General features: G+C 58.6%; 26 protein-coding genes and 1 other annotated feature. Of the genes, 13 read left to right on the top strand and 13 right to left on the bottom strand.

Annotation, left to right across the window (positions count from 1 at the left end):
• The first annotated feature begins 34 nt into the window (after positions 1 to 34).
• From ppsR to AC3WOK_RS02675, 8 genes are all read left to right on the top strand, one after another.
• Entirely contained in the window at positions 35 to 868 is an 834-nt protein-coding gene (gene ppsR, locus AC3WOK_RS02710) for a posphoenolpyruvate synthetase regulatory kinase/phosphorylase PpsR (protein ID WP_059312298.1), read from the top strand.
• A 152-nt stretch (positions 869 to 1,020) separates the two neighbouring features.
• Positions 1,021 to 2,067 (top strand): 3-deoxy-7-phosphoheptulonate synthase AroH, encoded by a 1,047-nt coding sequence (gene aroH, locus AC3WOK_RS02705; protein ID WP_492353883.1) that lies wholly within the window; start codon positions 1,021 to 1,023, stop codon positions 2,065 to 2,067.
• A 172-nt stretch (positions 2,068 to 2,239) separates the two neighbouring features.
• Positions 2,240 to 2,422, top strand: coding sequence for a hemin uptake protein HemP (hemP, locus tag AC3WOK_RS02700; protein ID WP_059312296.1), 183 nt, complete (start codon positions 2,240 to 2,242; stop codon positions 2,420 to 2,422).
• Between the two features lie 73 nt (positions 2,423 to 2,495).
• Complete coding sequence (locus AC3WOK_RS02695) at positions 2,496 to 4,478, top strand: TonB-dependent hemoglobin/transferrin/lactoferrin family receptor (protein ID WP_059312295.1); 1,983 nt, start codon at positions 2,496 to 2,498, stop codon at positions 4,476 to 4,478.
• 36 nt (positions 4,479 to 4,514) lie between these two features.
• Positions 4,515 to 5,543 (top strand): hematinate-forming heme oxygenase ChuS, encoded by a 1,029-nt coding sequence (chuS, locus tag AC3WOK_RS02690; protein ID WP_492353882.1) that lies wholly within the window; start codon positions 4,515 to 4,517, stop codon positions 5,541 to 5,543.
• Complete coding sequence (locus tag AC3WOK_RS02685) at positions 5,540 to 6,361, top strand: heme/hemin ABC transporter substrate-binding protein (protein ID WP_492353881.1); 822 nt, start codon at positions 5,540 to 5,542, stop codon at positions 6,359 to 6,361. The genes chuS and AC3WOK_RS02685 overlap by 4 nt, the downstream gene beginning before the upstream one ends.
• Positions 6,361 to 7,353, top strand: a complete 993-nt coding sequence (locus AC3WOK_RS02680; RefSeq protein WP_492353880.1) for a FecCD family ABC transporter permease — start codon at positions 6,361 to 6,363, stop codon at positions 7,351 to 7,353. The genes AC3WOK_RS02685 and AC3WOK_RS02680 overlap by 1 nt, the downstream gene beginning before the upstream one ends.
• On the top strand, positions 7,346 to 8,125 hold the full coding sequence (locus AC3WOK_RS02675; RefSeq protein WP_059312291.1) for a heme ABC transporter ATP-binding protein: 780 nt from the start codon (positions 7,346 to 7,348) through the stop codon (positions 8,123 to 8,125). The genes AC3WOK_RS02680 and AC3WOK_RS02675 overlap by 8 nt, the downstream gene beginning before the upstream one ends.
• On the opposite strand, the gene AC3WOK_RS02670 is transcribed toward AC3WOK_RS02675, so the two are convergent.
• On the bottom strand, positions 8,092 to 9,015 hold the full coding sequence (locus tag AC3WOK_RS02670; protein ID WP_059312290.1) for a LysR family transcriptional regulator: 924 nt from the start codon (positions 9,013 to 9,015) through the stop codon (positions 8,092 to 8,094). The genes AC3WOK_RS02675 and AC3WOK_RS02670 overlap by 34 nt on opposite strands.
• A 140-nt stretch (positions 9,016 to 9,155) precedes the next feature.
• Here AC3WOK_RS02670 and AC3WOK_RS02665 point away from each other — a divergent pair, with 140 nt between their 5' ends.
• From AC3WOK_RS02665 to AC3WOK_RS02645, 5 genes are read left to right on the top strand one after another with little or no spacing between them, the layout of a single operon-like run.
• On the top strand, positions 9,156 to 9,863 hold the full coding sequence (locus tag AC3WOK_RS02665) for a CoA transferase subunit A (protein ID WP_492353879.1): 708 nt from the start codon (positions 9,156 to 9,158) through the stop codon (positions 9,861 to 9,863).
• 2 nt (positions 9,864 to 9,865) lie between these two features.
• Entirely contained in the window at positions 9,866 to 10,522 is a 657-nt protein-coding gene (locus tag AC3WOK_RS02660; protein WP_492353878.1) for a CoA transferase subunit B, read from the top strand.
• 9 nt (positions 10,523 to 10,531) lie between these two features.
• Positions 10,532 to 11,713: an acetyl-CoA C-acetyltransferase gene (locus AC3WOK_RS02655; protein ID WP_063955993.1), complete on the top strand. Its 1,182-nt coding sequence runs from the start codon at positions 10,532 to 10,534 to the stop codon at positions 11,711 to 11,713.
• 43 nt (positions 11,714 to 11,756) lie between these two features.
• Complete coding sequence (locus AC3WOK_RS02650) at positions 11,757 to 13,148, top strand: GntP family permease (RefSeq protein WP_063955991.1); 1,392 nt, start codon at positions 11,757 to 11,759, stop codon at positions 13,146 to 13,148.
• A 10-nt stretch (positions 13,149 to 13,158) separates the two neighbouring features.
• Entirely contained in the window at positions 13,159 to 13,929 is a 771-nt protein-coding gene (locus tag AC3WOK_RS02645; RefSeq protein WP_063429774.1) for a 3-hydroxybutyrate dehydrogenase, read from the top strand.
• Positions 13,930 to 13,971: 42 nt separating this feature from the next.
• Here AC3WOK_RS02645 and selO read toward each other — a convergent pair whose 3' ends face one another.
• From selO to rpmI, 12 genes are all read right to left on the bottom strand, one after another.
• Positions 13,972 to 15,414, bottom strand: a complete 1,443-nt coding sequence (selO, locus tag AC3WOK_RS02640) for a protein adenylyltransferase SelO (protein WP_492353877.1) — start codon at positions 15,412 to 15,414, stop codon at positions 13,972 to 13,974.
• A gap of 61 nt (positions 15,415 to 15,475) precedes the next feature.
• Positions 15,476 to 16,192, bottom strand: a complete 717-nt coding sequence (locus AC3WOK_RS02635) for an EAL domain-containing protein (protein WP_047348861.1) — start codon at positions 16,190 to 16,192, stop codon at positions 15,476 to 15,478.
• Between the two features lie 292 nt (positions 16,193 to 16,484).
• On the bottom strand, positions 16,485 to 16,949 hold the full coding sequence (locus AC3WOK_RS02630) for an NlpC/P60 family protein (RefSeq protein WP_028017229.1): 465 nt from the start codon (positions 16,947 to 16,949) through the stop codon (positions 16,485 to 16,487).
• Between the two features lie 73 nt (positions 16,950 to 17,022).
• Complete coding sequence (btuD, locus tag AC3WOK_RS02625; protein WP_063955983.1) at positions 17,023 to 17,778, bottom strand: vitamin B12 ABC transporter ATP-binding protein BtuD; 756 nt, start codon at positions 17,776 to 17,778, stop codon at positions 17,023 to 17,025.
• Entirely contained in the window at positions 17,778 to 18,329 is a 552-nt protein-coding gene (locus AC3WOK_RS02620) for a glutathione peroxidase (protein ID WP_047348863.1), read from the bottom strand. The genes btuD and AC3WOK_RS02620 overlap by 1 nt, the downstream gene beginning before the upstream one ends.
• Before the next feature lie 22 nt (positions 18,330 to 18,351).
• Positions 18,352 to 19,332 carry a vitamin B12 ABC transporter permease BtuC gene (gene btuC, locus AC3WOK_RS02615; RefSeq protein ID WP_063429769.1) on the bottom strand — a complete coding sequence of 327 codons (981 nt, stop codon included), beginning with the start codon at positions 19,330 to 19,332 and terminating at the stop codon, positions 18,352 to 18,354.
• A gap of 104 nt (positions 19,333 to 19,436) precedes the next feature.
• Complete coding sequence (ihfA, locus tag AC3WOK_RS02610; protein ID WP_003857805.1) at positions 19,437 to 19,736, bottom strand: integration host factor subunit alpha; 300 nt, start codon at positions 19,734 to 19,736, stop codon at positions 19,437 to 19,439.
• 4 nt (positions 19,737 to 19,740) lie between these two features.
• Entirely contained in the window at positions 19,741 to 22,128 is a 2,388-nt protein-coding gene (gene pheT, locus AC3WOK_RS02605) for a phenylalanine--tRNA ligase subunit beta (protein WP_492353876.1), read from the bottom strand.
• A gap of 15 nt (positions 22,129 to 22,143) precedes the next feature.
• On the bottom strand, positions 22,144 to 23,127 hold the full coding sequence (gene pheS, locus AC3WOK_RS02600) for a phenylalanine--tRNA ligase subunit alpha (protein ID WP_010426091.1): 984 nt from the start codon (positions 23,125 to 23,127) through the stop codon (positions 22,144 to 22,146).
• A gap of 62 nt (positions 23,128 to 23,189) precedes the next feature.
• Positions 23,190 to 23,314: a sequence feature (Phe leader region), on the bottom strand.
• Positions 23,265 to 23,309 carry a pheST operon leader peptide PheM gene (gene pheM, locus AC3WOK_RS02595; protein ID WP_001386830.1) on the bottom strand — a complete coding sequence of 15 codons (45 nt, stop codon included), beginning with the start codon at positions 23,307 to 23,309 and terminating at the stop codon, positions 23,265 to 23,267. It overlaps the preceding feature by 45 nt.
• 117 nt (positions 23,315 to 23,431) lie before the next feature.
• Positions 23,432 to 23,788, bottom strand: a complete 357-nt coding sequence (gene rplT, locus AC3WOK_RS02590; RefSeq protein WP_000124850.1) for a 50S ribosomal protein L20 — start codon at positions 23,786 to 23,788, stop codon at positions 23,432 to 23,434.
• Between the two features lie 51 nt (positions 23,789 to 23,839).
• The gene (rpmI, locus tag AC3WOK_RS02585) at positions 23,840 to 24,037 is read right to left on the bottom strand and encodes a 50S ribosomal protein L35 (protein WP_003030583.1); all 198 of its coding nucleotides are present in this window, start codon (positions 24,035 to 24,037) and stop codon (positions 23,840 to 23,842) included.
• Between the last annotated feature and the right edge of the window lie 34 nt (positions 24,038 to 24,071).

Here is a 24,071-nt window from a genome sequence, read left to right as displayed (position 1 = left end):
CAGACAATTAGGTCTGATATTCAGGGTGAGTAAAATGGATAGTGCTGTCGATCGCCACGTTTTTTATATTTCTGATGGTACGGCGATCACCGCCGAGGTGCTGGGCCACGCGGTGATGTCACAATTTCCCGTTTCGATTAACAGCATCACGCTGCCGTTTGTCGAAAATGAGAGCCGCGCCAGGGCGGTGAAGGACCAGATTGACGCTATCTTCCAGCAGACCGGCGTGCGCCCGCTGGTGTTCTACTCTATCGTCATCCCCGAGATTCGCTCCATCATCCTGCAAAGTGAAGGCTTCTGTCAGGATATCGTGCAGGCGCTGGTGGCGCCGCTGCAAAGCGAGCTTAAGCTCGACCCGACCCCTATCGCCCACCGTACCCACGGGCTTAACCCCGGCAACCTGATTAAGTACGATGCCCGTATCGCCGCCATTGACTACACCCTGGCGCACGACGACGGTATCTCAATGCGAAATCTCGACCAGGCGCAGGTGATTTTGCTTGGCGTATCGCGCTGCGGCAAAACCCCGACCAGCCTCTATCTGGCGATGCAGTTCGGCATTCGCGCCGCGAACTACCCGTTTATCGCTGACGACATGGATAACCTGGTGCTGCCCGCCGCCCTGAAGCCGCTGCAGCATAAGCTGTTCGGCCTGACGATTAACCCGGAACGCCTCGCCGCCATCCGCGAAGAGCGCCGCGAAAACAGCCGCTACGCCTCCATGCGCCAGTGCCGAATGGAGGTCTCAGAAGTGGAAGCCCTGTACCGCAAAAACCAGATCCCGTGGCTGAACAGCACCAACTATTCCGTTGAAGAGATTGCCACCAAAATTCTCGACATCATGGGGCTTAACCGCCGCATGTACTAATATGCTAGTACATTAACTCAGATTCAGGTATCATCATCGGCAACAACGGGGCGGTGTCGCCCCGAACTTGAAATCAGCAGGGATTGGTTTAAGGTGATGCCCATCACTTCCCGGTAGTCTGCCGATGAAGCAAAAATTTTCTGAGACATTCCATGAATAAAACCGATGAACTCCGCACTGCGCGCATTGACAGCCTGGTTACGCCGGCTGAACTGGCACAGCGGCACCCTGTTTCCGCCGCCGTCGCGGAACATGTGACGGCCTCCCGCCGACGCATTGAAAAAATCCTTAATGGTGAAGACAAACGTCTTCTGGTGGTGATTGGGCCTTGCTCCATCCACGATCTGGATGCCGCGATGGATTATGCAAAACGGCTCCAGGGGCTGCGGGACAAGTACCAGCATCGCCTTGAGATCGTGATGCGTACCTACTTTGAAAAGCCGCGGACCGTGGTGGGCTGGAAAGGGCTGATTTCCGACCCTGACCTCAACGGCAGCTATCGCGTGAATCACGGGATTGAGCTGGCGCGGAAACTGCTTTTACAGGTCAACGAGCTGGGCGTGCCGACGGCGACCGAGTTTCTCGATATGGTGACCGGACAGTTTATCGCCGATCTGATCAGCTGGGGCGCAATTGGCGCACGCACCACCGAAAGCCAAATCCACCGCGAAATGGCCTCCGCCCTCTCCTGCCCGGTCGGCTTTAAAAACGGGACGGACGGCAACACCCGCATCGCGGTTGATGCGATCCGCGCTGCCCGCGCCAGCCATATGTTCCTGTCGCCGGACAAGAGCGGCCACATGACCATCTACCAGACCAGCGGTAACCCGTACGGGCACATCATTATGCGCGGCGGGAAGAAACCCAATTACCATGCAGAAGATATTGCGGCGGCCTGTGAAACGCTGGCCGAGTTCGACCTGCCGGAGCATCTGGTGGTGGACTTCAGCCACGGTAACTGTCAGAAGCAGCATCGCCGCCAGCTGGACGTCTGCGATGAGGTTTGCCAGCAGATCCGCAGCGGTTCAAGCGCCATCGCGGGCATTATGGCCGAAAGTTTCATCAAGGAAGGGACGCAGAAAATCGTTGCCGGGCAGCAGATGGTCTACGGCCAGTCGATCACCGACCCGTGCCTTAGCTGGGAAGACAGCGAACTGCTGCTGGATAAGCTGGCAGCTGCGGTTGATTCTCGCTTCTAAAATCCAGCCCTTCTCCCTCTCCCTGTGGGAGAGGGTCGGGGTGAGGGCATCTGACCGCACTTCACCCCCAAATTTGATCCCCTCACCCTTTTTTCACAAAAACGCTTGCCGTGAATTTGCAGTTTATTGATAATGATTATCATTGTTACATTGATTGTTATTTATAAACATTATGTCACGTACGGATAACAGCGCGGCAACGCCAGCAAAAACACACACAGCGCCAGCCCCCACCGAGCGTCGGATTGACAGTAAAGCCCTGCTCGGCGATGAGGGGCGGGTCATTATCGAGCATGACGGCCAGCGCTATCTTCTGCGCCAGACCCATGCCGGAAAACTGATCCTCACGAAATAAACCTAAAAAATACGCCAGCCACCCAGGTGACCCCCAGGCAGCCAGCGCTTTTCAATTCTTATGGAGAGTTGCTATGCCACACCTGCCTTCCGCGTCTTTACGCCCGTCACTTCTGGCGCTGTCGATTGTCAGCGCCCTGCCGGGCATCGCGTTTGCTGCCACAGACGATATTACCGTGACCGCCACGGGCAACGCCCGCAGCGCCTTTGAAGCCCCCATGATGGTGAACGTGATTGACGCCAGCGCGCCGGAGAAACAGACCGCCAGCTCGGCGGCCGACCTGCTGCGCAACGTCCCCGGCCTGACGCTGGACGGCACCGGGCGTACCAATGGCCAGGACGTGAACCTGCGCGGCTATGACCGTCGCGGCGTGCTGGTGCTGGTTGACGGCGTGCGCCAGGGAACCGATACCGGCCACCTGAACAGCACCTTCCTCGACCCGGCGCTAATTAAACGTATCGAAGTGGTGCGGGGCCCGTCGGCCCTGCTGTACGGCAGCGGCGCGCTGGGCGGCGTGATTTCGTATGACACCGTCGATGCAAAAGACCTGCTGGATCCGGGTAAAAACAGCGGTTACCGCGTGTTTGGTACCGGCGCGACGGGCGATCGTAGCCTTGGCATGGGGGCCAGCGCCTACGGCCGCACCGATACGCTGGACGGTCTGGTCTCCTGGTCCAGCCGGGATCGCGGTGATATCCGCCAGAGCGACGGTGCCTCCGCGCCTAACGACGAATCCATTAATAACATGCTGGCGAAAGGCAGCTGGAAGATTGACCCGGCCCAGACACTGAGCGGCTCCCTGCGCTACTACAACAACGACGCCCAGGAGCCGAAAAACCCGCAAACCTCCGGGGCGGACAGCAGTAACCCGATGACCGATCGCTCCACCATTCAGCGTGACGCGCAGCTGGGCTACGCCATCGCCCCGGCCGGAAACGACTGGCTGAACGCCGACGCGAAGGTCTACTGGTCCGAAGCGCGCATTAACGCCCAGAACATCGACGGCAGCGGTGAGTTTCGCAAGCAGACGACCAAAGGCGGCAAGGTGGAAAACCGCACCCGCCTGTTCACCGACACCTTTGCAGCACACCTTCTGACCTACGGCGGGGAATACTACCGTCAGGAACAACGCCCCGGCGGCGCGACCACCGGCTTCCCGGAGGCGAAGATCGACTTCAGCTCAGGCTGGCTGCAGGATGAAATTACCCTGCGCGACCTTCCCGTCACCCTTCTTGGCGGCACGCGCTACGACAACTATCGCGGCAGCAGCAACGGCTACGACGATGTGGATGCCGATAAGTGGTCATCCCGCGCCGGGTTAACCGTCAGCCCGACCGACTGGCTGATGCTGTTTGGCTCTTACGCGCAGGCGTTCCGCGCGCCCACCATGGGCGAGATGTATAACGATGCCAAACACTTCTCCATCGGCAGCTTCTATACCAACTACTGGGTGCCAAACCCGAACCTGCGCCCTGAAACCAACGAAACGCAGGAGTTTGGGTTTGGCCTGCGCTTTGACGATCTGATGCTTGCCAACGATGCGCTGGAGTTTAAAGCCAGCTATTTCGACACCAAAGCCAAAGACTATATCTCCACCACCGTCGATTTTGCGGCGGCGACCACCATGTCCTATAACGTCCCTAACGCCAAAATCTGGGGCTGGGACATGATGGCGAAATACTCTGCCGACCTCTTCAACCTCGACCTGGCCTATAACCGCACGCGCGGGAAAGACACCGATACGGGCGAGTATATCTCCAGCATCAACCCGGATACCGTTACCAGCAAGCTGGACGTTCCGGTGGCGCAAAGCGGTTTTTCCGTCGGCTGGATTGGCACCTTTGTCGATCGCTCAACGCACATCAGCAGCAGCTACAGCAAGCAGCCGGGCTATGCGGTCAACGACTTCTACGTCAGCTATAAGGGCCAGGAGAAGCTGAAAGGCGTGACCACCACGCTGGTGCTCGGCAACGCCTTTGACAAAGAGTACTGGTCCCCTCAGGGCATTCCGCAGGACGGCCGTAACGGCAAGATTTTCGTAAGCTATCAGTGGTAATTCCCGTCGGGGCAACTATTCAGAAGGATGAAAACAATGAATCACTACACGCGCTGGCTTAAGCTAAAAGAAGACAATCCCGGTAAGTACGCGCGCGACATCGCCGGCTTAATGAACATCAGCGAAGCAGAGCTGGCCTTTGCCCGCGTGGGTCACGACGCCTGGCGACTGCGCGGCGACATCCGCGAGATCCTGAGCGCGCTGGAAGCGGTGGGCGAAACCAAATGTATCTGCCGCAACGAATACGCCGTGCACGAGCAGGTAGGGAGCTTCACCAACCAGCACCTGAACGGCCACGCCGGGCTGGTGCTGAACCCGCGCGCGCTGGATCTGCGCCTGTTCCTCAACCAGTGGGCAAGCGCGTTTCACATCAGTGAAGCCACCGCCCGCGGCGAGCGGCAGAGCATTCAGTTCTTCGACCACCAGGGCGATGCCCTGCTGAAGGTCTACGCCACGGATAATACCGACGTTTCCGCCTGGGGCGACGTGCTGACCCGCTTTATCTTTGCCGATAATCCACCGCTGGCGCTGAAGGTGGCCGATGTCCCGGCTCACGCAGAAAACGCGCAGGCCGCGATCGTGGACGCAGAGTGGCGCGCCATGACCGACGTCCACCAGTTCTTCGGCCTGCTGAAGCGCCACAATCTCAGCCGCCAGCAGGCGTTTCGCCTGGTGGGTGACGATCTGGCCTGCCGGGTCGATAACGCCGCACTGGCGCAGCTGCTGGAAGCGGCCCGCCGGGACGGAAACGAAATCATGGTCTTCGTCGGCAACCGCGGCTGCGTGCAGATCTTCACCGGCGCGGTGGAAAAGCTGGTGCCGATGAAAGGCTGGCTGAATATCTTTAACCCAACCTTTACCCTGCATCTGCTTGAAGGATCCATTGCGGAAACGTGGGTTACGCGCAAGCCGACGGCTGACGGGCACGTCACCAGCCTGGAGCTGTTTGCCGCCGACGGGACGCAAATCGCCCAGCTGTACGGCCAGCGTACCGAAGGCGAGCCGGAGCAGAGCCAGTGGCGCAGCCAGATTGACGCCTTAACGGCGAAAGGGCTGGCCGCATGAAGCGGTGGCTTGCCCTGCTCAGCGCCCTGCCCCTGCTGGCGTTTGCAGCGCCGCAGGAGAAAATCGTCACGCTCGGCGGCGACGTCACCGAGATTGTCTACGCCCTCGGCGCGGCGTCTTCGCTGGTGGCGCGCGACAGTACCAGCCAGTGGCCGCCGGCGGCGAACGCGCTGCCGGACGTAGGGTATCTGCGCCAGCTCAATGCGGAAGGGATCTTATCCATGCGCCCCACGCTGGTGCTGGCCAGCGCCCAGGCGCAGCCGTCTCTGGCGCTAAAGCAGGTTGAGCAAAGCCACGTCAGGGTGATCGCCATTCCCGCCGGAAACGACCTGAGCGTCATTGACGAAAAGGTGCGGATCGTCGCTGAAGCGACGCACCGCGAGGCCGAGGGGGAAGTTCTGCGCAACACGCTGCGTCAGGCGCTGTCGGCGCTTCCCGCGTCGCCGCTCAACAAGCGAGTGCTGTTTATTCTCAACCACGGCGGGATGACCGCCATGGCAGCTGGACAGCAGACCGGCGCGGATGCGGCCATCCGTGCGGCGGGCCTGCAGAACGCGATGCAGGGGTTCACCCGCTATAAGCCGCTGTCGCAGGAGGGCACGATCGCCAGCCGGCCTGACCTTGTGGTGATTTCGCAGGACGGAATCAACGCCCTGGGCGGTGAAGCGAATCTGTGGAAGCTGCCCGGCCTGGCGCAAACCCCGGCAGGACGGAACAGGCAGGTGCTGGCGATTGACGATATGGCGCTGCTGGGCTTTAGCGTGCGAACGCCACAGGCCATCCAGCAGCTGCGCAGCAAAGCGGAGCAGCTGCCCTGATGTCCCGACGGATTGCCTTATCGTTATGGATGCTGACCGCGATCCTGACCGTCATGACGCTCGCCGCGACCGGGGTTGGGGCATTACGCCTGCCGGCCAGCCTGCTGTGGGACGACAGCGACGAGGTGCTGCGTCAGATCTGGCTGACGATCCGCCTGCCTCGCGTGCTGCTGGCGCTGGCAATTGGCGGTTCACTGGCGCTGGCGGGCTGCGTGATGCAGGGGCTGTTCCGCAACCCGCTGGCGGACCCGGGCCTGCTGGGCATCAGCAGCGGCGCGGCACTTGCCGTCGCGCTGTGGGTGGTGCTTCCGCTCTCGCTGCCTGCGCTGGTGATGCTGTATGCCCCAATGCTGGCGGCGTTTCTCGGCGCGCTGGCCGCCACCCTCGTGATTTTCCTGCTCAGCCGACAGCGTGACGCTTCCCTGTCGCGCCTGCTGCTGGTCGGCATTGCCATCAACGCCCTGTGCGGCGCGGCCGTCGGCGTGCTGTCATGGCTCAGCAACGATGCCCAGCTTCGCCAGCTTTCGCTCTGGGGAATGGGCAGCCTCGGCCAGGCGCAGTGGTCAACGCTGCTGGCCGTCGCGTCGCTGATGGTGCCTACCGCACTGGTTATCTGGCGTCTGGCAGGCGCCCTCAATTTGCTGCAGCTGGGCGAAGAAGAGGCACACTACCTCGGCGTGGACGTCGCTACCGTGCAGCGGATCCTTTTACTGTGCAGCGCCCTGCTGGTGGCCGCCGCCGTGGCGGTCAGCGGCGTTATCGGCTTTGTCGGCCTGGTGGTGCCGCACCTGGTACGCATGTGGCTGGGGGCCGACCACCGCGCCGCGATCCCCGGCTCGGTGCTGGCCGGCGCGTTGCTCCTGCTGGTTGCCGATACGCTGGCGCGCAGCCTGGTTGCCCCGGCGGAAATGCCGGTTGGCTTATTGACCAGCCTTCTCGGCGCGCCGGGTTTCCTGTGGCTTATCTTTCGTCGCGGAGGTGCGCATGGCTGAACGCTATGGTGCAGAAAACCTTGTTTTTCGCGCCGGGCAGCGGACGCTGATTAACGACGTGTCGCTGACCTTGTCTCAGGGCGAGCTGGTAGCGTTGATTGGCCCCAACGGCGCCGGGAAATCAACGCTATTGCGGCTGCTTACCGGCTATCTTAAACCGGCAGCGGGACGGTGCAGCCTGGCGGGCACGCCGCTTGCGGCCTGGCAGCCGGATGCGCTCTCCCGCTACCGGGCAGTGATGCGCCAGAACACGCAGCTCGGATTCGACTGGCCGGTTGAGGCGGTCGTCGGTATGGGTCGCGCGCCCTGGACCCGCACGCCTGAAGCGTCAATTATTGAGGAGGTCATGGCCGTTACCGGCTGTTTACCGCTGGCGGGCAGGCGGTTTGCGGCGCTTTCCGGCGGCGAGCAGCAGCGCATCCAGCTCGCCCGCGCGCTGGCTCAGCTCTGGTGCGACGGCGCGCCGCGCGGCTGGCTGTTCCTTGATGAACCCACCTCCGCGCTGGATCTCTACCACCAGCAGCATCTGCTGCGCCTGCTGAAATCCCTGACCCGTCGGGGACATCTGCACGTGTGCGCGGTGCTGCACGACCTCAATCTGGCGGCGCTGTGGGCGGATCGCATCCTGCTGCTGCACGGCGGGAAAATCGTGTCCCAGGGGGAACCGGACACCGTTTTACAGGCCGATACGCTGGCGCGCTGGTACGGTGCGCAGGTTTACGTCGGCAGACATCCGGCTCACGCCGCGCCGCAGGTGTTTCTCGCCCCCTGACCGGGCTGGTAAAAATCCTTCAGCGTTTCCAGCAGGACATGGGCCGCTTTAGAGAGCTGCATGTGCCCCGGGTGGATCACTCCGATACACTTTTCAATGGGCGGGCTGTCCAGCGGAATACAAACCGCCCCCAGCGACGCCATCTGGGTCTCGCACAGCGCCGGCACGGCGCTGCCGCCCAGCCCGCTTGCGACCATTCGCCCAACCGTCACCAGCTGATGGCTCTCCAGCGCGACGTCCAGCCTTCTGCCGCTTCGCGCCAGCTCCTCTTCCATCATCAGACGCACCGCTGAAGGGCGCTGCAGGGTAATAAAATCCAGCGTCAGCAGCTCTTCCCATGCCAGGCGCTTCTTGCCCGCAAGCGGGGAATCTTTTGGCACAACGGCAACAAACCTGTCGAGGCCCAGCGGGGTAAACAGCAGGTTGTGCGTTGGCGCAGGCTCAAACGCGATGCCCATCTCCACGCGCCCCTCCCGCACCATCTCGATGACCTGCTCGTTAATGACGTCATGCACGGTGACGTTGATCCCCGCGTGACGGTCGCGAAACGCTTTTAGCACCTCGGGTAAGACATTCGCGGCAAACGACGGCATGGCCGCAACCGAGATTTTGCCGCGCTGCAGGGTAAAGCACTGGTGCATCGCCTCTTCGACATTATCCCAGTCGGCAAGCAGCTGCCGCGCCATCGGCAAAAAGGTCTCGCCCTCCTGCGTCAGCGCCACCTTGCGCGTGCTGCGCTGCAGCAGCGGCCCGCCGAGAGCATCCTCCAGCGCTTTTATCGTCAGGCTGAGTGCCGGCTGAGAGAGATTCAGCCGTTCGCTGGCGTGCGCGAAGTTCAGAGTGTGAGCTACCGCTAAAAACGCGCGTAACTGTTTGACACTCATTCTCATTTTTCATCCTGTTAACTAATTGAAAAAATTTAGTTAACAGGAAATTAATAAAAAAACCAAATGAGTGGGTCACAAATTCAAAATTAACAAATGAGTCGCCACCCCTAATGATACCGGCACGGCTAACGGGAGGGGTAACTATGGCAGGACTGGATAAGCGCGTCGGCAGCTATGCGCAGGCGCTGGATGGGCTGACGGACGGGATGACCTTGCTGGCGGGCGGCTTCGGCCTGTGCGGTATTCCTGAGAACCTGATTGCCGAAGTCAGACGCCGTCAGGTGCAGGCTCTGACGGTGGTCTCTAACAACTGCGGCGTGGATGGCTTCGGCCTCGGGATCCTGCTTGAGACCCGGCAGGTCCGTAAGGTGGTGGCCTCTTACGTCGGCGAGAACGCGCTGTTCGAGCAGCAGGTGCTGAGCGGCGAGCTGGAGGTTGAACTCACGCCTCAGGGGACGCTGGCCGAAAAGGTGCGCGCGGGCGGCGCCGGGATCCCCGCCTTTTACACCGCGACCGGCTACGGGACGCCCGTGGCCGCGGGCAAAGAGGTGCGCCAGTTTGCGGGTAAACATTACGTCCTCGAAGAGGCCATTACGGGGGATTTTGCGCTCATCAAAGGCTGGAAGGCGGACTGGTACGGCAACGTTATCTACCGACATACCGCGCAAAACTTTAACCCGCTGATGGCAACGGCGGGCCGGATAACGGTTGTGGAAGTAGAAGAGATTGTTCCGCCGGGGGAGCTGCCCCCGTCGGCCATTCATACCCCGGGAATTTACGTCGACAGGCTGATCGTCGGCCAGTTTGAAAAACGCATTGAGCAGCGCACGCTGCGCGCGGAAGGAGTGTGACGATGTTAACCCGTGAACAGATGGCCATGCGCGTCGCCCGGGAGCTACGCGACGGTTACTACGTCAACCTGGGGATCGGCATCCCTACCCTGGTGGCGAATTATATTCCGCCAGGGATGGACGTGATGCTCCAGTCGGAAAACGGTCTGCTGGGGATGGGCGCGTTTCCCGATGAGCAGAGCCTCGACGCTGACATGATTAATGCCGGTAAACAGACCGTGACCGCCCGGACAGGCGCCGCCATTTTCGACTCGGCCCAGTCGTTTGCCATGATCCGCGGCGGCCATGTCGACCTGACCGTGCTCGGCGCCTTTGAAGTGGACGTCGAGGGCAGCATCGCGTCGTGGATGATCCCCGGAAAAATGGTGAAAGGGATGGGTGGCGCGATGGATCTCGTCGCCGGAGCGCAGAACATCATCGTGGTGATGACCCACGCCTCAAAAAGCGGTGAGTCAAAGCTGCTCCCGCGCTGCACGCTGCCGCTCACGGGCGTGAGCTGCATCCGCCGGGTGTTAACCGACCTGGCGCTGCTCGAGATCGAGGACGGCGCGTTCATCCTGCGGGAATACGCCCCCGGCGTCAGCATCGACGACATCGTGGCAAAAACGGCCGGGAAAATCATTGTGGCGGACGACGTTCGCGAAATGCGCTTCAGCTGAGGGCTCTGCATGAAACAGGTCATGATTGTCGGGGCAACGCGTACCCCTGTCGGCAGTTTTCGCGGATCGCTCGCGCCTCTCTCTGCGGCTGAGCTGGGTGCCGCAGCGGTCCGTCGCCTGCTTGAGAACAGCGGTCTTAGCGCTGAGAAGATTGACGAGGTGATTTTCGGTCAGGTGCTGACGGCGGGATGCGGGCAAAACCCGGCGCGCCAGACGGCTATCGCCGCCGGATTACCCGTCACCACGCCGGCGACAACGGTCAATCTGGTGTGCGGCGCGGGCTTAAAAGCGGTGCAGCTCGCCGCGCAGGCGATCCGCTGCGGTGACGCCGACGTGGTTATCGCAGGCGGTCAGGAGAGCATGAGCAACGCCCCCTATCTGCTGGACGGGGCGCGAGCAGGATTACGTTTTGGGCATACGGGCCTGCAGGACAGCATGATTACGGACGGTCTGTGGGACGCGTTCAACGATTACCACATGGGCATCACCGCTGAAAACGTTGCCCGACAGTACGGTATTTCTCGCGAGCAGCAGGACGCCTTCGCCGCCCGATCGCAGCAAAAAGCGGCGTCCGCCATTGAGTCCGGTCGGTTTGACGCCGAGATAGCGCCGGTGACGGTGAAGCAGGGCAAAAAGCCGCCGCAGGTTGTCAGCTGTGATGAACAGCCCCGGCCAGGGACCACCGCCGGGCAGCTTGCGCAGCTGCGCCCCGCTTTTTTGCACGAGGAAGGCACGGTCACAGCAGGCAACGCCTCGACGCTCAACGACGGTGCCGCTGCGGTGCTGCTGATGAGCGAGGAACGCGCCCGGGAGAGCGGGCTGCCGATCCTCGGACGCATCGTGAGTTATGCCGTGACGGGCGTTGACCCGTCGGTGATGGGCATCGGTCCGGTCAGCGCCTGCCGGACGGCGCTGGCGCGGGCGGGCTGGACGCTGGATGACGTGGACCTTATTGAAGCCAATGAAGCCTTTGCCGCACAGGCGCTGGCGGTGGGCCAGCAGCTCGGCTGGGATGAGCGCAAGGTGAATGTCAACGGCGGGGCAATCGCTCTCGGTCATCCGATTGGCGCATCCGGCTGCCGCATCCTCGTGACGCTGCTGCACGAAATGCAGCGCCGTGACGTCAAAAAAGGGCTCGTCACCCTGTGCGTAGGCGGCGGGCAAGGCATCGCCCTGACCGTCGAGCGTTAAACATCTCGTTAGTACCCGAATATAACAAGAGTAAGGAGTCGTAATGAGTGTGTTAATTGCCCTGGGGGCGCTGGCTCTGCTGATGCTGGCGGCCTATCGCGGATATAGCGTGATTTTGTTTGCGCCGATTGCGGCGCTCGGCGCCGTGCTGCTGACCGACCCGGGCGCCGTCGGCCCGACGTTCACCGGCCTGTTTATGGAAAAAATGGTGGGCTTCGTCAAGCTCTACTTCCCGGTATTCCTGCTGGGCGCAGTGTTTGGCAAGCTGATTGAACTCTCCGGTTTCTCACGGTCCATCGTCGCCGCGGCGATTCAGATCCTCGGCCGTCGCCACGCGATCCCGGTGATTGTCCTCGTGTGCGCGCTGTTAACCTACGGCGGCGTGTCGCTGTTTGTGGTGGCGTTTGCGGTGTATCCGTTTGCCGCCGAGCTGTTCCGCCAGAGCGGCATCCCTAAACGGCTGATCCCGGCCACCGTGGCGCTCGGAGCATTCTCGTTTACCATGGACGCCCTGCCCGGCACGCCGCAGATCCAGAACATTATCCCCACCAGCTTCTTCGGCACTAACGCCTGGGCCGCGCCGTGGCTGGGGCTCATCGGCTCGCTGTTTATTATCTGTTTTGGCCTGCTGTGGCTCGAGCGCCAGCGTCGTAAGGCGCTCAATAACAACGAGGGTTACGGCACGGATCTGAAAAATGAACCGGAAACGCCGGACAACATTAACCTGCCTCACCCGCTGATTGCCATCTCCCCTCTGCTGCTGGTGGGGATCCTCAACCTGCTGTTTACCCGCTGGATCCCCGGCTGGTACGGCACAAGCCACGAGCTTACCCTGCCCGGACTGGCGAAGCCGATTGTGACCGAGGTCAGCAAGATCACCGCCATCTGGGCGGTGGAAGCGGCGCTGATCTCCGGTATCGTGCTGGTGCTGATTTTTGGCTTTCGCAATATCCGCGGACGCCTGGCAGAAGGCAGCCGCACCGCGGTCAGCGGTGCCATTCTGGCCGCAATGAACACCGCTTCGGAATACGGTTTTGGCGCGGTTATCGCCGCCCTGCCCGGTTTTCTGGTGTTATCCAAAGCGCTGGCGGCGATCCCGAATCCGCTGCTTAATGAGGCCATCAGCGTGACCGTTCTGGCGGGGATCACCGGCTCGGCATCCGGCGGGATGAGCATTGCTCTGGCGGCCATGGCCGACACGTTTGTCGCTGCCGCCCACGCAGCCAATATCCCTCTTGAGGTGCTGCACCGCGTGGCCTCCATGGCAAGCGGGGGGATGGATACCCTTCCCCATAACGGCGCGGTGATTACCCTGCTGGCGATCACCGGCCTGAGCCATCGTCAGGCCTACGGCGGCATTTTCGCTATCACAATCATTAAAAGTCTGGCAGTGCTTTTTGTCATTGCCGTGTTCTATCTGACCGGCATTGTGTAAGGAGAAAAAAATGAATCTGAACGGTAAAACCGCACTGGTGACCGGCTCAACGAGCGGTATTGGCCTGGGGATCGCCCGCGTGCTGGCGAAAGCCGGGGCACAGGTGATCCTTAACGGTTTCGGCGACAGCGAATTGGCGCGCGCTGAGATTGCGCAGCTGGGCAAAAAGCCGGGCTATCACGATGCGGATCTGCGCGATGTCCTGCAGATTGAAGCCCTGATGCGCTACGCCGATACGCAGTTCGGCGGCGTGGACATCCTGGTCAACAACGCGGGCATACAGCACGTGGCCCCGGTTGATGCATTTCCGGTAGAGAAGTGGAACGACATTATCGCCATTAACCTTTCAGCGGTATTTCACACCAGCCGGCTGGCGCTGCCTGCCATGCGGGAGAAAAACTGGGGGCGCATTATCAATATCGCCTCGGTTCACGGGCTGGTGGCCTCAAAAGAGAAGTCAGCTTACGTGGCCGCCAAGCATGGCGTGGTGGGCTTTACCAAGTCGCTGGCGCTGGAAACCGCCCGCACCGGTATTACCGCAAATGCGCTCTGCCCCGGCTGGGTACTGACGCCGCTGGTGCAACAGCAAATCGACAAACGCATTGCGGATGGCGTCGCGCCGGATCTGGCGCGCGACCAGCTTCTGGGGGAGAAACAGCCTTCCGGGGAATTTGTCACCCCGGAACAGCTGGGCGAACTGACGCTGTTTTTGTGCAGCAACAGCGCCGTGAACGTACGCGGCGCCGCGTGGAATATGGATGGCGGCTGGGTTGCGCAGTGATTTGTCGGCCGGGTAAGCGAAGCCGCCACCCGACAAACAGGGTTAGCTCGAGCAGCTGACCTCCAGCCGCTTGCCCCAGTCAGGCGGGCGGCTGACGTAGTCATCATCCCGGTCGGCAAACGGCGTGCGTAACGCCACGTGCAGGCGGTGCAATTCGTCGTATTCGCCCTGCTCTGCCTGCTCAATCGCCCGCTGCGCCAGCCAGTTGCGCAATACCATCGCCGGGTTAGTGGCGTTCATCTGCGTCTGGCGGGTAGCGTCATCCACTTGCTCCTGCTGCAGCCGCGCGCGGTACTGAGCAAACCAGTCGTCAAACGCCTGCCTGTCAATAAACTCGTCGCGCAGCGGCGAGGCCGCGCTGTGCTGCTCCGTCTGGCCCAGCATTCGGAAGGTTCGGGTGTAATCGCTGCCCTCACGCGCCATCAGAGCAAACAGGCCGTTGAGGATATCGTTATCGCCCCTCTCCTGCGTCACCAGCCCGAGCTTGTTGCGCATCAGCGTGCCATATTCCCGCAGCAAAATGTCCTGATAGCCGTCGAGGGCATCGTTCAGGGCATCCACGTCGATAAACGGCGACAGGGTTTGCGCAAGTCGCTGCAGGTTCCACAGGCCGACCGCCGGCTGGTTGTCAAAGCTGTAACGCCCCTGGTAGTCGGAGTGGTTGCAGATGTACCCAGGCTGATAATCATCGAGGAAGCCAAACGGACCGTAGTCAAAGGTCAGCCCGAGGATCGACATATTGTCCGTATTCATGACGCCATGGGCAAAGCCTACCGTTTGCCAGCGGGCAATCAGGGTGGCGGTACGGGCCACTACGTCCCTGAACCAGAGAACGTATTTATCCGCCTCGTCTTGCAAATGTGCCCAGTGGTGACGAATGGCAAAGTCCGCAAGCTGGCGAACCTTGTCCGGCTCGCGGCGATAGTAAAAGTGCTCGAAATGACCGAAGCGCAAATGGCTTTGCGCAATGCGCATCAGCATTGCCCCTTTTTCCATCGTTTCGCGCGCAACCGGCGTATCGCTGGTAACAATCGACAGCGTGCGGGTGGTGGGGATACCCAGCGCATGCATCGCTTCAGATCCCAGGCATTCGCGAATGGTTGAACGCAGTACCGCACGCCCGTCGCCCATTCGCGAATAGGGGGTAAGACCTGCGCCTTTCAGGTGCCAGTCAACCGTCTCCCCGTTGGAAAGCTGCTGTTCGCCGAGCAGGATCCCCCTGCCGTCGCCCAGTTGCCCCGCCCAGACGCCAAACTGATGTCCGCTATAGACCTGCGCCAGAGGTTGCATACCGGCGAGCAGCGTTTCGCCTCCCCAGACGCCTGCGCCCGCTGAAGGCTGAAACAGCTCAGGCGGAATAGCCAGCTCATCTGCCAGCCGGTCGTTATGCCATATAAGGCGTGAATTTTGTAACGGTGTTGGTTTGAGTGCGGTGTAAAAGCCAGGCAACTCGTCATGCCAGTGAGCAGTAAAAGACAGGGTCATAAGTCCTCCTGCTTTTAGTGTAGAGGGTTTACCCGGACTTAAACACGGGCGAAAGCAAGGGTTATCGCTGCTGAACCAGCGTAGTGACGTGTTCGGCAGAGACGGCAGGCCAGAGCGCCCCCTGCATTGCGCCAAAATTGAAGGACAGGACGCGCTGCAACAGGCCGTGGTCGTCAATGCCGGAGACGATCACCGACTGGCAGTGCGGCGTGATTTGCCAGAGGATGGCGCGCATAAATGGCTCAAAAGAGAGCTCCGGGGCACGCTGCTGAATGAAACCTTTATCGAGAATGACCCGTTTAAATAATCCGTCATAGACCGCTTTGAGCGATGCAGCGCCTGCGCCAAAGTTTGCCAGAACCAACGGGAAATGGATCGCCATTCTCGCCAGCTGCAGATCGTCCTTTCCGTTATTTAAACCTGGATAGTTCTCATTAACAGTAAACTCAAGAAACGGATAACGCTCAAGGATTGAAACAGCGTTCCCATTACTTAATAAAAACTCAACAATTACGGGTGTAATATTGATCCATGCAATTAACTGATGCTGAATAAAAAACAGTTTGCAGGTATCAAGCAATTGCAGTTTTTCGTTAAACAGTTCTAACTCTTCGGCTGCTGAAAGCCTTGGGATAACGAGCTCAGTGGGGATCCTCACATCGCTGCCGACGCCAGTAAAGTTAACCAGAATTTCTAAACCTTTAAGCTCACCTGCACTATTACGGGCAGGCAGAAGCAGCAGTTCAGACTGGTAAGCATTATCTAGCGTAATAATCATTGCACTCGCCCCGCATTAAAAATGAGAGAGGACATCCTGGAGCAATTGCCGACACAATTCCACTGTCTTGATTTTAATAAGATTAATTTCATTAGTTCCGTATTAATTTTCAGATTTATCCCTGAATCTAAAATAGATCTTATCCTGGTTACAGAATAATAGCCAGTTTTAGATAAAACAGTCACATGCGGACTTCGCTAATTTAGGTAAATTTAACTTTAATCATCTTATTTGAGAAAACGGCATGATTTATTAGTTACCATGCCGTCATAAGAGATGTGTCCGACGCAGACTATATACGTCGTGCCTGCCAGAAATTTTTACGCCAGTAAACATTATCAAGAGAAGAGCGCATCACGCCGCGGCTGGTTGAGGCATGAATAAACTGATTATCTGTATCATATATCCCCACATGAAGACCGCTTTCACCCGATCCGGTTTTAAAGAAAACCAGGTCCCCTGGCAGAAGTTCGTCTTTATCAATTTCAGTGCCGATTTCAGCCTGCTTGCGCGTTTCGCGCGGAAGCTGTAAATCAAACTTGTCGCGAAATGTCATCAGAACAAAGCCGGAGCAATCCACACCACCCCGGCTCATGCCGCCGTAGCGATAGGGCGTACCGCGCCAGTTGCTCAGCTGATCGTTCAGGCTGGCGATGACGGTAATCGAATCTGAAAGCCGTGGGTTAGGCGGCGGGGCACGATGGCTGCTGCATCCCGCAAGAAAGAGTGCTGCCATCAGGAGAAACCAGAATCGCATTTCAGACGAATCCTCTGCTTTTTTTGTTCTTTTCGTAATTTAGCGTGCAATCGCGCTCACAGGCAAGAAACGGTTACTCTTGGCCGGTAGAAATCAGCATCTTATGTCCCTCTATATCCAGCCTGCGGAACGACATATTGTACGCGCGGGCAAGATTGGGCGGCGTAAGAACCCGATCCCGCGTGCCGCTGGCGATCATCTTTCCACGCGAAAGTAGCCACACCCGGTGAGCATGACGCAAGGTATGATTGAGGTCATGACTGCTCATCACCACCGCGATGCCTTTTCGGCTCAGGGCGCTTAACAGCGTATCCAGCGCCGCCTGCTGCGCCACGTCCAGGCCGCTCATGGGTTCATCGAGAAGCAGCAGCCGCCCGTGAGGGTTACCGGCCGGGTGGATCTGAACGATGACTGCCGCCAGACGCACCCGCTGCCACTCTCCCCCGGAAAGCTGGCTGACATGCCGGGACAGTTTATCTTCCAGCCCCAGGGCCGCAGCCACGTCCGTCAGCAGTGCCGTATGTTGTTTGTCGTGCAAATGCAGCATCAGATAGTGCCAGACAGGCATGGCAAAGGGAGGCACCTGCTGCTGCACGAGGTAACTGCGCCGATGCGCCAGCGAGACCGGCGACCAGTCAGCAAGCGTATGCTCCAGCAACGTTATCTTCCCTGCTCCGCCGGTCAGGCCTGCCATCCGAGCAAGCAGCGTGCTTTTCCCTGCGCCGTTCGGCCCGACAAGATGCAGGATTTCTCCCGCATTGAGGGTACCGGTTATCGGCTCCAGACGTCCCTTCTCGGCAACGTCCGTGAGCTGCATCAGCAACGACATTATTTCGCCAGCGCCAGCTTGATAGATTCCATGACGATCGGATCTTCAGGCGTCATATCCGGGGAAAAACGCTGTACGACCTGGCCATCACGACCAATCAGGAATTTTTCGAAGTTCCACAGAATATCGTCCGGATAGAGCGGCGCGCGGCCTTTGCTTGCCATGCGTTCATAAAAACCGCTTCCTTCCGGCGCAACGGCTTTCGGTGCGGCAGCGATGAGCTTCGCATACAGCGGGTGGCGATCGTCACCGTTGACGTCAATTTTGCTGAACAGCGGGAACGTGACGCCGTAGGTGGTGCTACAGAACGTTTTGATCTCCTCTTCGCTGCCCGGCTCCTGGCCCAGGAACTGGTTGCACGGGAAACCCAGCACGGTGAAACCGTCTTTCTCCCAGGCCTTCTGAATGTTTTCCAGTTGCTCGTACTGCGGTGTCAGGCCACATTTGGATGCCACGTTGACGATGAGCAGCACGTTGCCTTTGTAGCCTTCAAGCGTGGTGTTATCGCCATCAATGGTGGTCACTTTCGTATTCAGGATATCTGACTGCATAGTATTTCCTCAGATTGTCGATTTAACGTCCAGCTTTTAATAGTAGCCAGATAAAGACCGGCGCGCCCAGCGTGGCGGTCACTACGCCAATGGGCAGCTCGGCGGCTGTCAGGGCAAGCCGGGCGATGATATCGGCCACCAGCAGCGTGACGGCACCGGCAACAGCCGAGGCCGGAAGTAAGGTTCGATGGTCCGTGAGGCCACACAGACGCAGCATGTGCGGAATAACCAGCCCGATAAAGCCAATCGCCCCCGCCAGAGCGACGCTGACGCCGACCAGCCAGCCAATGGCGATGACCAGCACATTACGCCAGAACCCTATCGGCATGCCGAGCTGGCGGGCAGAGGTTTCACCCAACGCGAGCATATTCAGCGGCTGCGCCTGCAGGGTAGCCCACGCGATAACCGGCACCAGCAGCGCCATTAGCCAGCCCTGGTGCCAGTCAACGCCGCCAAAGCCGCCCATCATCCAGTACATGAGCTGGCGCAAGTCAAAGGAGGTCGAAAAGTAGACCGCCCAGGTCATCAGCGCGCTGCAGATAATCCCAAGCGCCACGCCCGCAAGGAGCAGACGGCTGGTGGATAAGTGCCGTCTGGCGAAGCGAAGAAGGATCGCGGTTATCAGCAATGCGCCAAGAATTGCGCTCAGGCTAATTCCCCATCCGGAGAGTTCTCCCCCGCCCAGCATCACCGCCGCAATTAGCCCCACGCCTGCGCCATTCGACACGCCGAGTAGCCCGGGCTCCGCCAGCGGGTTATCAAACAACGCCTGCATAATGGTGCCGCACAGCGCCAGCGCGGCGCCTACCAGAATCACCGCGACGGTGCGCGGCAGACGAATTTGCCAGACGAAGAGCTGCCCGTCAGGCCCCCACCAGCTTTCTGGCCCTATCCATCTGTCGCCGGCGCAGAGGCTCACACCCGCGGCGACAATGAGCAACAGCACCAGCAAAAGCAGGCGACGTCGATCGGAACGGTGCTGGTGATGGGCATAATCAAGCATGTGTATGGTTATTAGTAGCGTGAGATGTAATTGATTTTACGGCGGGTTTGCCAGAGAGCGCAAAGAAAAAAGGCCGCGTGGGCGGCCTTTTTGGTTAGTTCATATTACTCTGCTTTGGGCGTTGCGTTTTCGACACGGCTTTTTAACTTCTGGCCGGGTCTGAAGGTCACCACGCGGCGGGCTGTAATGGGAATATCTTCCCCCGTCTTCGGGTTACGGCCCGGACGTTGGTTTTTGTCTCGCAAATCAAAATTACCAAAACCGGAGAGTTTTACCTGCTCACCATTTTCCAGAGCACGACGGATCTCTTCGAAAAACAGCTCTACCAGCTCTTTGGCATCCCGTTTGCTAAGCCCAAGCTTATCAAACAGATATTCTGACATTTCAGCTTTTGTAAGCGCCATAGGTTCAATCCCTCAATGATGCCTGGAATCGCTCTTTTAATGCCTCTACACATTTGGCGACGGTAGCGGCAATCTCCTCTTCTTCGAGTGTACGGCTGGTATCCTGAAGGATAAGGCTAATAGCGAGGCTCTTGAAACCTTCTGCTACGCCCTTGCCGCGGTACACGTCAAATAAGTTTACGCCAACTACCTGATTTACGCCAACTTTCTTACATTCGGCCAAAATATCTGCTGCGGGCACATTTTCCGCGACCACAACTGCGATATCACGGCGGTTTGCCGGGAAGCGGGAGACGTCCTGAGCCTGAGGAATCACGCGGTCTGCCACCAGGTTCCATTCCAGCTCGAACACGATGGTACGGCCGTTCAGGTCCAGTTTACGCTCCAGCTCAGGGTGAACAACCCCAATGAAACCAACGCGTTTGCCGTCTAAATAGATGGCCGCGCTCTGGCCCGGATGCAGGGCCGGGATGGCTTCCGCGCGGAATTCAATTTCAGATAATTTACCGGTCAGATCCAGAATCGCTTCCAGATCGCCCTTCATATCGTAGAAATCAACCGTGCCTTTTGCCAGGTCCCAGTGCTCTTCGTAGCGGTTACCGCTGATGGCGCCAGCCAGCATGAGATCCTGACGGATGCCTAAATTTGCCTGATTATCCGGCACAAAGCGCAAACCGCTTTCGAAAATTCGCACGCGGTTTTGCTGGCGATTCTGGTTATAAACGATAGTGCCCAGCAGGCCCGTCCACAGGGACAGACGCATTGCAGACATTTCGCTGGAGATTGGGCTTGGCAGGATCAGCGCTTCCTCGCCCGGGTGGATCAGCTGCTGCAGTTTTGGATCAACAAAGCTGTAGGTGATCACTTCCTGGTAGCCTTTGTCGTTCAGCATGGTTTTCACACGCTTCAGGGACAGGTCGGCTTCACGGTGGGAACCCATCACCAGACCGGCCTGGACAGGCTCGTCAGGGATGTTGTTGTAGCCGTATACGCGGGCCACTTCTTCCACCAGATCTTCTTCGATTTCCATGTCGAAACGCCAGGATGGCGCAACGGCTTTCCACTCGTCCTGGCCTTCGGTCACGTCGCAGCCCAGACGCTTCAGGATATCGGTCACCTGCGCATCGGCAACGTGGTGGCCAATCAAACGATCCAGCTTGCTGCGACGCAGGGTGATGGTCGCGCGCTTCGGCAGAGTCTCTTCACTGGTGACGTCAATAACCGGGCCCGCTTCGCCGCCGCAGATGTCGATCAGCAGACGGGTGGCACGCTCCATCGCTTTATACTGCAGAGCCGGGTCAACGCCGCGCTCGTAGCGGTGTGAGGCATCGGTGTGCAGGCCGTGACGACGTGCGCGACCGGTGATGGAAAGCGGGCTGAAGAACGCACATTCCAGCAGCACGTTTTGCGTCTCATCGTTCACGCCTGAGTGTTCACCGCCGAAGATACCGCCCATTGCCAGCGCTTTGCTGTGGTCGGCAATCACCAGCGTGTCAGCGTTCAGTTTCGCTTCGCTGCCGTCCAGCAGAACCAGGATTTCGCCCTCTTTCGCCATACGCACCACAATACCGCCTTCGATACGATCTTTGTCGAAAGCGTGCATTGGCTGGCCCAGCTCCAGCAGGACGTAGTTAGTCACGTCAACTACCGCATCGATAGAACGGATACCGCAACGACGCAGCTTCTCTTTCATCCACAGCGGGGTTGGCGCTTTAACGTTGATGCCTTTCACCACGCGACCAAGGTAGCGAGGACATGCATCCGCAGCGTCAACCTGAATAGGCAGTACGTCGCTGATGGTCGCTTCAACCGGCGCGATCTCCGGCGCGTTCAGCTCGGTCTGGTTCAGCACGGCAACGTCGCGCGCTACGCCGATGATACCTAAGCAGTCAGCGCGGTTTGGCGTGACGCTGATTTCGATGGTGTTGTCATCAAGCTTCAGATATTCGCGGATATCGGTACCGATTGGCGCATCCAGCGGAAGCTCAATGATGCCGTTGTGATCGTCGGAAATACCCAGCTCGGAGAACGAGCACAGCATGCCTTCAGACGGCTCGCCGCGAAGCTTAGCGGCTTTAATTTTGAAATCGCCCGGCAGCACCGCTCCCACGGTCGCCACGGCCACTTTCAGGCCCTGGCGGCAGTTTGGCGCACCGCAGACGATATCCAGCAGACGGTCACCGCCTACGTTCACTTTTGTCACGCGCAGTTTGTCAGCGTTAGGGTGCTGGCCGCACTCTACCACTTCGCCGACGACCACGCCGTTGAAGGCACCGGAAACCGGCTCAACGCCGTCCACTTCCAGACCCGCCATGGTGATCTGGTTAGAAAGCGCGTCGCTGTCCAGCGTGGTGTTCACCCATTCGCGTAACCACAGTTCACTGAATTTCATTGTTCTGTCCTGCCCTTATTTAAACTGTTTGAGGAAACGCAGATCGTTTTCGAAGAATGCACGTAAGTCGGTCACGCCGTAGCGCAGCATGGTCAGACGTTCCATGCCCATACCGAACGCAAAGCCGGAGTACACTTCCGGATCGATACCCACGTTGCGCAGCACGTTTGGATGCACCATCCCGCAGCCCAGCACTTCCAGCCATTTGCCGTTCTTACCCATCACGTCAACTTCCGCGGACGGTTCAGTGAACGGGAAGTAGGACGGACGGAAACGAACCTGCAGATCTTCCTCAAAGAAGTTGTTCAGGAAATCATGCAGCGTGCCCTTCAGATTGGTGAAGCTGATGTTTTTATCAACGATCAGACCTTCCATCTGGTGGAACATTGGGGTGTGGGTCTGATCGTAGTCGTTACGATAGACGCGGCCCGGCGCGATAATGCGGATTGGCGGTTCCTGATCCTTCATGGTGCGGATCTGAACGCCTGAAGTCTGGGTACGCAGCAGACGCGTAGCGTCGAACCAGAAAGTGTCGTGGTCAGCGCGTGCCGGATGATGGCCAGGAATGTTCAGGGCATCGAAGTTGTGGTAATCATCTTCAATTTCCGGGCCAGTCGCCACGGTAAAGCCGAGCTCACCGAAGAAACTTTCAATGCGGTCAATCGTACGGGTGACCGGATGCAGACCGCCGTTTTCAATGCGACGGCCCGGCAGAGAAACGTCAATCGTCTCTGCGGCCAGACGCGCATTCAGCACCGCGCTTTCCAGCTCGGCTTTACGCGCGTTCAGCGCCTGCTGAACCTGCTCTTTGGCCTCGTTAATCACCGCACCCGCTGCCGGGCGTTCTTCTGGCGGCAGTTCACGCAGGGTTGTCATTTGAAGGGTCAAATGCCCTTTTTTACCAAGATATTCGACGCGGACATTGTCTAACGCGGCAACATCTGAGGCCTGATTAATGGCGGCTGTTGCACTGGCAACCAGCTCTGCGAGATGTGACATGATTTTCCTCATTATGTCGGTGCAGACACCGATTTGGTGGAGTTATTCTCTCAAATTCAGGCACAAAAAAAGCCTCCATCGGGAGGCTTATCTGGCGCTGTTTTTCGTTTCATCTTTCACGCGCTAGCCTCCTGAATTCAGGTGCTAAAGTAAAAGAAGAAGCGGAAAATAGCAGCATTCATGCTTGCGTTACCTTGTAGGGTAAAAACCGTTAAGACCTTATTGAAAAGCCTGGACGGGTAAAAGTCAATGTTCTGATGATGTTAAAACAAAAGAGGGAGCAAAGCTCCCTCTCTCAACTGGCTTATGCCAGTGCTGCTTTCGCTTTTTCGACCAGAGCGGTGAACGCTACTTTGTCGAATACTGCGATGTCAGCCAGGATCTTACGGTCGATTTCAACAGAGGCTTTTTTCAGGCCGTTGATGAATTTGCTGTAAGAAATACCGTTCTGACGTGCTGCTGCGTTGATACGCGCAATCCACAGTTGACGGAACTGACGCTTACGCTGACGACGGTCACGGTAAGCGTACTGACCTGCTTTGATAACAGCCTGGAAGGCAACGCGGTAAACGCGTGAACGCGCACCGTAGTAGCCTTTAGCTTGTTTCAAAATTTTCTTGTGACGTGCACGTGCAATTACACCACGTTTTACGCGAGCCATATGTGCTCTCCTGTATCTATATTCTTAGTAAAAAAATTAAACGTTAACGGCTTATGCGTACGGCAGGCACGCGATAACCAGACCCAGATCGCCTTTAGAAACAAGGCCTTTTGGACGCAGGTGACGTTTACGCTTAGTAGATTTTTTGGTCAGAATATGACGCAGGTTTGCGTGCTTACGCTTAAATCCACCACCACCGGTTTTTTTGAAGCGCTTAGCAGCACCGCGTACGGTCTTAATTTTTGGCATCTTAATAACTTCCACTTCGCATTGTTAAATAAAC

Source organism: Enterobacter sp. FW301-JW81, assembly GCF_058788735.1.
This window is presented reverse-complemented; position numbering and strand designations above follow the sequence as displayed.